This is a genomic window from Streptomyces ureilyticus (genome assembly GCF_011045025.1).
Lineage (GTDB): Bacteria > Actinomycetota > Actinomycetes > Streptomycetales > Streptomycetaceae > Streptomyces > Streptomyces ureilyticus.
In genome coordinates this window covers 25,984-32,242 of the sequence record NZ_JAAKZX010000106.1, presented here as the reverse complement: position 1 = coordinate 32,242, position 6,259 = coordinate 25,984, and the positions used below count along the sequence as shown (strand labels likewise).

Annotated in this window: 4 protein-coding genes; 3 read left to right on the top strand and 1 reads right to left on the bottom strand. The window is 70.5% G+C overall.

Annotated elements, in window-relative coordinates; translation table 11 throughout:
* Window positions 1–277: 277 nt before the first annotated feature.
* The 3 genes from G6048_RS28290 (at window position 278) to G6048_RS28280 (ending at window position 4,940) form a co-directional block, all read left to right on the top strand.
* Window positions 278–1,051, top strand: coding sequence for a sulfite exporter TauE/SafE family protein (locus G6048_RS28290; protein ID WP_165342421.1), 774 nt, complete (start codon window positions 278–280; stop codon window positions 1,049–1,051).
* A gap of 179 nt (window positions 1,052–1,230) precedes the next feature.
* The gene (locus G6048_RS51085; RefSeq protein WP_165342420.1) at window positions 1,231–4,365 is read left to right on the top strand and encodes an amidohydrolase family protein; all 3,135 of its coding nucleotides are present in this window, start codon (window positions 1,231–1,233) and stop codon (window positions 4,363–4,365) included.
* 185 nt (window positions 4,366–4,550) lie between these two features.
* Window positions 4,551–4,940: a VOC family protein gene (locus G6048_RS28280; protein ID WP_165342419.1), complete on the top strand. Its 390-nt coding sequence runs from the start codon at window positions 4,551–4,553 to the stop codon at window positions 4,938–4,940.
* Window positions 4,941–5,036: 96 nt separating this feature from the next.
* Here the strand turns inward: G6048_RS28280 and G6048_RS28275 are convergent, their stop codons facing one another.
* Window positions 5,037–6,038 (bottom strand): glycoside hydrolase family 43 protein, encoded by a 1,002-nt coding sequence (locus G6048_RS28275; protein WP_165342418.1) that lies wholly within the window; start codon window positions 6,036–6,038, stop codon window positions 5,037–5,039.
* Window positions 6,039–6,259 lie beyond the last annotated feature (221 nt).

Sequence of the window (6,259 nt, the reverse complement as noted above, 5' to 3'; positions counted from 1 at the left end):
CGCGGGGTTCCGGGTGGCCAAGTCCTTTGAGCCTTGCCAACGGCGCCGCCATGACAGCCATACCCAGAACCCCTGGGCCCTCTGATCTTACGAATGACCAGAGCAACCACCCTTGAAAGGTAGGACCGCTGTGACCAGCTCTGCGGGTCGGTGTCTCTGGACGGCGCCCACATGCTGGGAGCACACGCTGAGCCCATCGTTGATCGTGCATGATCAACGCGAGCCCCTCGACCGGCTACCGCGCGGCGGGGAGGCGACACACTGATCACGTAAGGAGATGGCGTTGTCCATCTGGGAAGCACTGGCCGTCCTCGCAGCCGGCATCGGAGCGGGCACGATCAACACCATCGTCGGCTCCGGCACCCTGATCACCTTCCCGGTGCTGCTCGCCACCGGGCTGCCGCCGATCACCGCCAACGTCTCCAACGCCCTCGGCCTCGTCCCCGGCTCCATCAGCGGAGCCATCGGCTACCGCGCCGAACTGCGCGGGCAGGGCCGCCGCGCGCTCGTCCTCGGTCTCACCGCTCTCATCGGCGGACTCGGCGGCGCCATCCTGCTGCTCGCCCTGCCCTCCGAGGCCTTCGACACGATCGTCCCCGTACTGATCGCCCTCGCGCTCATCCTCGTACTGCTCCAGCCACGCCTAGCCAGAGCCGTACGACGCCGCCGCGACAAGAACGGCACCACCTCCCGCCCGCACGGCGGACCCGCCCTCCTGGCCGGACTGCTCCTCGCGAGCGGGTACGGCGGCTACTTCGGCGCCGCCCAAGGGGTCCTGTACCTCTCCCTGATGGGCCTGCTCCTCGACGAGGACCTGCAACGCGTCAACGCGGTCAAGAACATCCTCGGAGCCGTCGTCAACGGCGTCGCCGCCTGCTTCTTCCTCTTCGTCGCCGAGTTCGACTGGACGGCGGTCCTGCTGATCGCCGTCGGCTCCGCCCTCGGCGGGCAGATCGGCGCCAAGGTCGGCCGCCGCCTCCCGCCCACCGCGCTCCGCGCCGTCATCGTCGCCGTCGGCGTCATCGCGATCGTGCAACTCCTGCTGCGCTGACGCACCGGGGCTGACACACCGCCAAGACCCGCCCGGCGTCGGTGACACGGGCAGGAGAAAGCCGTCAACTCCCGTGTGTTAACAGCAGTTTGCAGGTCACGAACAGAGCGGAATGGACTGTTCCGTGAGCTCGCCGCCATGTGTAGGGTGCACTCAAATCTGCTGAGAGGTGTGGACCAGTGGGACTGACACGTCGTGCGCTCATCAAGCGTGGAGCCGGACTCGCCGCGGGGGCAGGGGTGTTGGGCAGTCACGCGACGCCGGGCTGGGCCTCCCCGGACGTGGCCGGCCAGGCGGGCGCGCATGCCGTCGAGGTGACCGTCACGGAGGTGACCAACGCCTCCGCCTCGCTGACCCCGGACGGCCGGACCGTCGTCCTGGACCTGTTGAACGTGTTGTGGACGCTGCCCGCCGAAGGCGGTGACGCGGTGCGGCTCACCGGTATCGAGGAGGAGGCGAGCGAGCCGGACTTCTCGCCGGACGGCCGCCGGATCGTCTACCAGGCCTACACCGACGGCGCCTTCCACCTCTGGCTGATGAACGCCGACGGCACCGGGCGGAAGCAGCTCACCTCCGGTGACACCGACCACCGCGAGCCGCGCTTCTCGCCGGACGGCACCCGCATAGCCTGCGCCGCCGAGTACGACAGCCGGTACGCGATCCATGTCATCGACGTCGACAGCGGCGATGCCACCGTCTGGACCACCGGCACCGCCCAGGAGGCCCAGCCCTGCTGGACGCCCGACGGCACGGCGATCGCCTTCACCACCGGTACCAACGACGCCCCACAGACCGTCGACCAGGTCAGCGCCGACGGCACCCGCACCACCCTCGCCAAGGTCACCGAGGGCCGCCTCGCCGGGCCCTCCCTCTCGCCCGACGGCAGCCGGCTCGCCTACGTCCACCTCACCACCACCTCCGCCGCGCTCGTCGTCGACGGCGAGAGAGTGTCCGACGACGGCGAGGACGTGTTCCCCTTCGCCGCCCGCTGGGCCGGTCCGGACGAGCTCCTCTACACCGCCGACGGCCGCCTTCGCCGTCGTACGCTCCAAGGCAGGGTCGAGGACATCCCGTTCAGCGCCCGCGTCACCGTGCCCAGGGTCGCCGAACGCCCCGCCTCCGCCCGAGACTTCGACGACGCCGGCGGCCGCCAGGTGAAAGGCATCGTCGGTCCCGCGCTCTCCCCGGACGACGGCAGCGTCGCCTTCGGCGCCCTCGGCGACCTGTGGATCATGCGCCGCGGCAAGGCCCCCGAGGCGGTCGTCGACGACGGTCACCGCAACACCGACCCGGCCTGGTTCCCGGACGGCCAGGGCCTCGTGTACGTCAGTGACCGCGACGGCGGCATCGCGCTGTGGCGGTACGACCTCGCCACCCGCGCCAAGCGCCGCCTCACCGACGCCACCCTGTCCGCCGCCGCGCCCACCGTCAGCCCGGACGGCACCACCGTCGCCTTCGTCTCCGAGGGCGCCACCCTCTGCACCCTGGAACTCGCCACCGGCGCCGTCCGCAAGGTGGCCGGCCCGCTGAACGCCCCCGGCCGCCCCACCTTCACCGCCGACGGCACACGCCTGGCCGCCGCCGTCCTCGTCCCCGTCACCCCGCGCTACCGCGAAGGCCACAACCAGATCCTCACCGTCGACCTCGCCACCGGCGAGTCCCACTACAGCGAGCCCCTCCCCGGCGGCTCCCTCGCCAACCGCATCGACGCGGGCCCCGTCCACTCTCCCGACGGCACCAGGACGGCGTACATCGCCAACGGCACCCTGCACATCAGCGACCTCGACGCCGACGGCCGTACGACCGGCCCCGCCCGCCGGGTGGGCGCCGAGACCGCCGACGCGCCCAGTTGGAGCGGCGACTCCGCCACCCTGCTCTACCTCTCCGACGGCCGCCTTCGCCTCACCACGCCGAGCGGAAAGACCTCAGCCGTCCCGCTCCGGCTCTCCTGGCGCCCGGCTCTGCCCACCGGCCGTACGGTCATCCAGGCCGGAGCCCTCTGGGACGGCACCGGCCCCGACCTGCGGCGCGACGTCGACATCGTCCTCGACGGCCACCGCATCACCGCCGTCACCCCGCGCGGCGAGCGTCCCGTCCGGTCCGGCGACAAGGTCGTCGACGCCCACGGCCTGACGGTGCTGCCCGGCTTCGTCGCCGTCCACGAGCACGGCCCTTGGGAGCGCAACGAACTCATGCGCCTGTGGCTCTCCTTCGGCGTCACCGCCCTGCGCTCCCCCGGCACCGCCCACTACGCGGCCGTCGAGGCCAAGGAGGCCCTCACCTCCGGCCGCCGCACCGGCCCCCGCGTCTTCACCGCCGGCGACCTCGTCGACGGCTCCCGCATCTACTACTCCTCGGGCCGCCCGGTCACCGACGACGAGCAGCTGCGCCGCGAGATCGGCAAGGCCCGCGCCCTCGGCCACGACATGGTCAAGACGTACGTCCGGCTGCCCTATCCCCTGCAGCACAAGGCGGTGCGGGCCGCCCACCGACTCGGCCTGCGGACCACGTCCCACTACCTGTTCGGCCCGCTCGGCCTGGGCGCCGACGGCGTCGAGCACATCGGCGGCACCAGCCGCTACGGCCGCCGCCAGAAGGAGACCCACCTCGGCCACAGCTACCAGGACGTCACCGGCCCGCTGGCCGCGAGCGGCATGGCGTTCACGCCCACCTTCGGGCTGTCCGGTCTCGGCCTGTCCGCCGTCCGGTCCGCCCTCTACCGCCACGCCGAGTGGGCCCTGGACGACACCCGGTTGACCTCCCTGCTCACCACCGCCGAGTACGCGGAGCTACGCGAGGGAATCGAGGCGGCGCTCGCCGACGAGCCGACCGCCGAACTCGCCTTCGTCGCCCGGCACGGCACGACCGTCCGCCGCCTGGTCGAACAGGGCGCCCACGTCGCCGTCGGCACCGACAGCCCGCTCGTCCCGCCCGGCGTCTACTACCACCTCAACCTGCAGACCATGGTCCGCCACGGCGTCAGCCCGTACGAGGCACTGCGCTCCGCCACCGTCCAAGGAGCCCGCACCCTGGGCCTGTCCGACCAGCTCGGCACCATCGAGCCCGGCAAGCTCGCCGACCTCGTCCTGGTCGAGGGCGACCCGACGACGGACATCGCGGCCGCGGCTGCCGTGCGCCAGGTCGTCGTCGGCGGTGTTCCACACACGGTCGCGGACCTGACGGCGACAGCGACGGCGACGAAGCAGAGTGGGAGGGCCGTCCGCAACGCCACCCTGCCCGACGTGCCCCAACAACCGGCCCACGAACGCTTCTGGTGGCATCGGGAGGAGCACATCCCCCGCTCTTGCTGCTGAAGGCCGACCCGGCGACACGTCTGCCGGGAGGAGCTCACCGATCACGAACGCCGGCTGCTGACCGGTCCCTGAGGGTGACGCGCGGCGACCATCCGGACGCGAGCCCGCGAGGCGGGTGACCTGGTGGTGGTCCGCTGGGGGTGGCCTCGGAAATCCGGGACGGAACACGCGAAGGAGACAACGGCATGTTCGGACAGTCGAAGGCGTTCAGCGGCTTCTCGGTCGACGACCTCGGCAAGGCCCGCCAGTTCTACGGCGAGACCCTCGGCCTCCAGGTGGAGGAGAGCGGGCAGGGCGACATGAGGATGCTCACGATCAAGCTGGGCAGCGGCGCGAGCGTCTTTGTCTACCCCAAGGACAACCACACACCCGCGAGCTTCACGATCCTGAACTTCCCCGTGGACGACATCGAGACCGCCGTCGACGGGCTGACACAGCGCGGCGTGAGCATGGAGCGCTACCCGGAGTTCGGGGCCGACGCCAAAGGCATCGTCCGGGACCCCGAGGGCCCGATGGCGATCGCCTGGTTCACGGACCCGGCGGGCAACGTCCTGTCCGTGATCCAGGAGAGCTGAGCCCCCGCCCACGCTTGAAGCCTGTTCTGGTCGAACATCGCATGCGACATGCCTGGTGTTCGGGTCCGCCGACAGCCGGCGGTCACACGGAAAGCGTCACCCGCCGCCGTCGAGATCGGTGCGCTGGCGGAGCACCCGAAGCTCGTGGCCGAGGAGCTGCATCTCGTACAGCTTCCCGCGCGCGTTGTTGAAGGGGCGGTGGAGCACCATCATCAGCCGGCCGTCGAAGGTGTGGAACAGCATGCCGTGACCGCTGTCGTTCCGGACGAGCGTCCGTCGCTGACTCCACGGCCCCTTGATGTCGCCGGACTTCGAGACTGCGTAGGTCTGCACATAGAGGCCACCGATGGTGCCGTCCGGGTTGGCCACGTTCTTTTCGTACGTCGACCACAGCATGATCAGGGATTTGTCAGGGGTGCGGTACAGCTGCGGGCCGTCGGTGACGTAGGGCGGGAGCTGATGCGGTACGCCGCCGGGGATCTGCTCGCTGATCCAGAACGCGTCCGAGGCCTTGAACAGGTAGGCCGGATCGCCGACGGTTCCCGACAGGTCCGGAGTCAGCCGGATCGCTCCCATGGTTCCGTCGATGGTCTGCAGCCACTCGTGCGCGTACACCATCCAGGGCTGCCCGGACGGGTCGACGTAGAGCGTGCCGTCGAGGGTCATGAGGTTCTCGGGCGGGGTGGGGCGTGACCGGTCGATGACGGTGAAGGGACCCAGCAGCGAGTCGGAGACAGCGATGATCGTGCCGCGCATGTAGTTCCCGACAGGGAACGGCGTGCCCCATTGGTTGGGTGGTGGTATCGGAAGCGGCTTGTCCTGGTTGTGCAGAGTGGTGAACAGGTAGTATTTGCCGCCCCACTCGTGCACCTCCGGCGCCCACGCACCGCGGGTTGCCCAGAGTTCCTCCTGGTCGGCGGTCCGGAAGACCACGACGGGGCGCATCCAGTCGCGCAGGTCGCGGCTGCGGTAGACCATCGTGCCGATGCCGTCCACACCCGATACCGATGGGGCGTTGGACGTGTAGAGGTAGTAGGTCGCGGTCTTCTTGTCGGCGACGATGAACGGGTCGTGCAGGGGCATGTCGGGAAGCCGCATGAGATCGGCGTCAGCCGCGGTCGAAGACGTCGTTGACACGCCGTCGGCGGAAGCGGACGCAGACGAGGGAGTCGCTGCGCCGAGGGCGGCTGCGGCCGTAGCCGCGCCGGAGGTGGCGACGAAGCTACGTCGGGATCGAGGCAAGGTGGGGCGGCCTTTCCGGGAGATGTGGGAGGCGGGCGCGCCTGCTGTTCTGGTGACAAACCCATGACGTGCCGAGC

What these genes read in the sequence shown, in the direction of transcription:
- G6048_RS28280 (WP_165342419.1), top strand. Translation starts at nt 4,551, where the DNA reads ATGTTCGGACAGTCGAAGGCGTTCAGCGGCTTCTCGGTCGACGACCTC.
- G6048_RS28290 (WP_165342421.1), top strand. Translation starts at nt 278, where the DNA reads ATGGCGTTGTCCATCTGGGAAGCACTGGCCGTCCTCGCAGCCGGCATC.
- G6048_RS28275 (WP_165342418.1), bottom strand. Translation starts at nt 6,038, where the DNA reads ATGCGGCTTCCCGACATGCCCCTGCACGACCCGTTCATCGTCGCCGAC.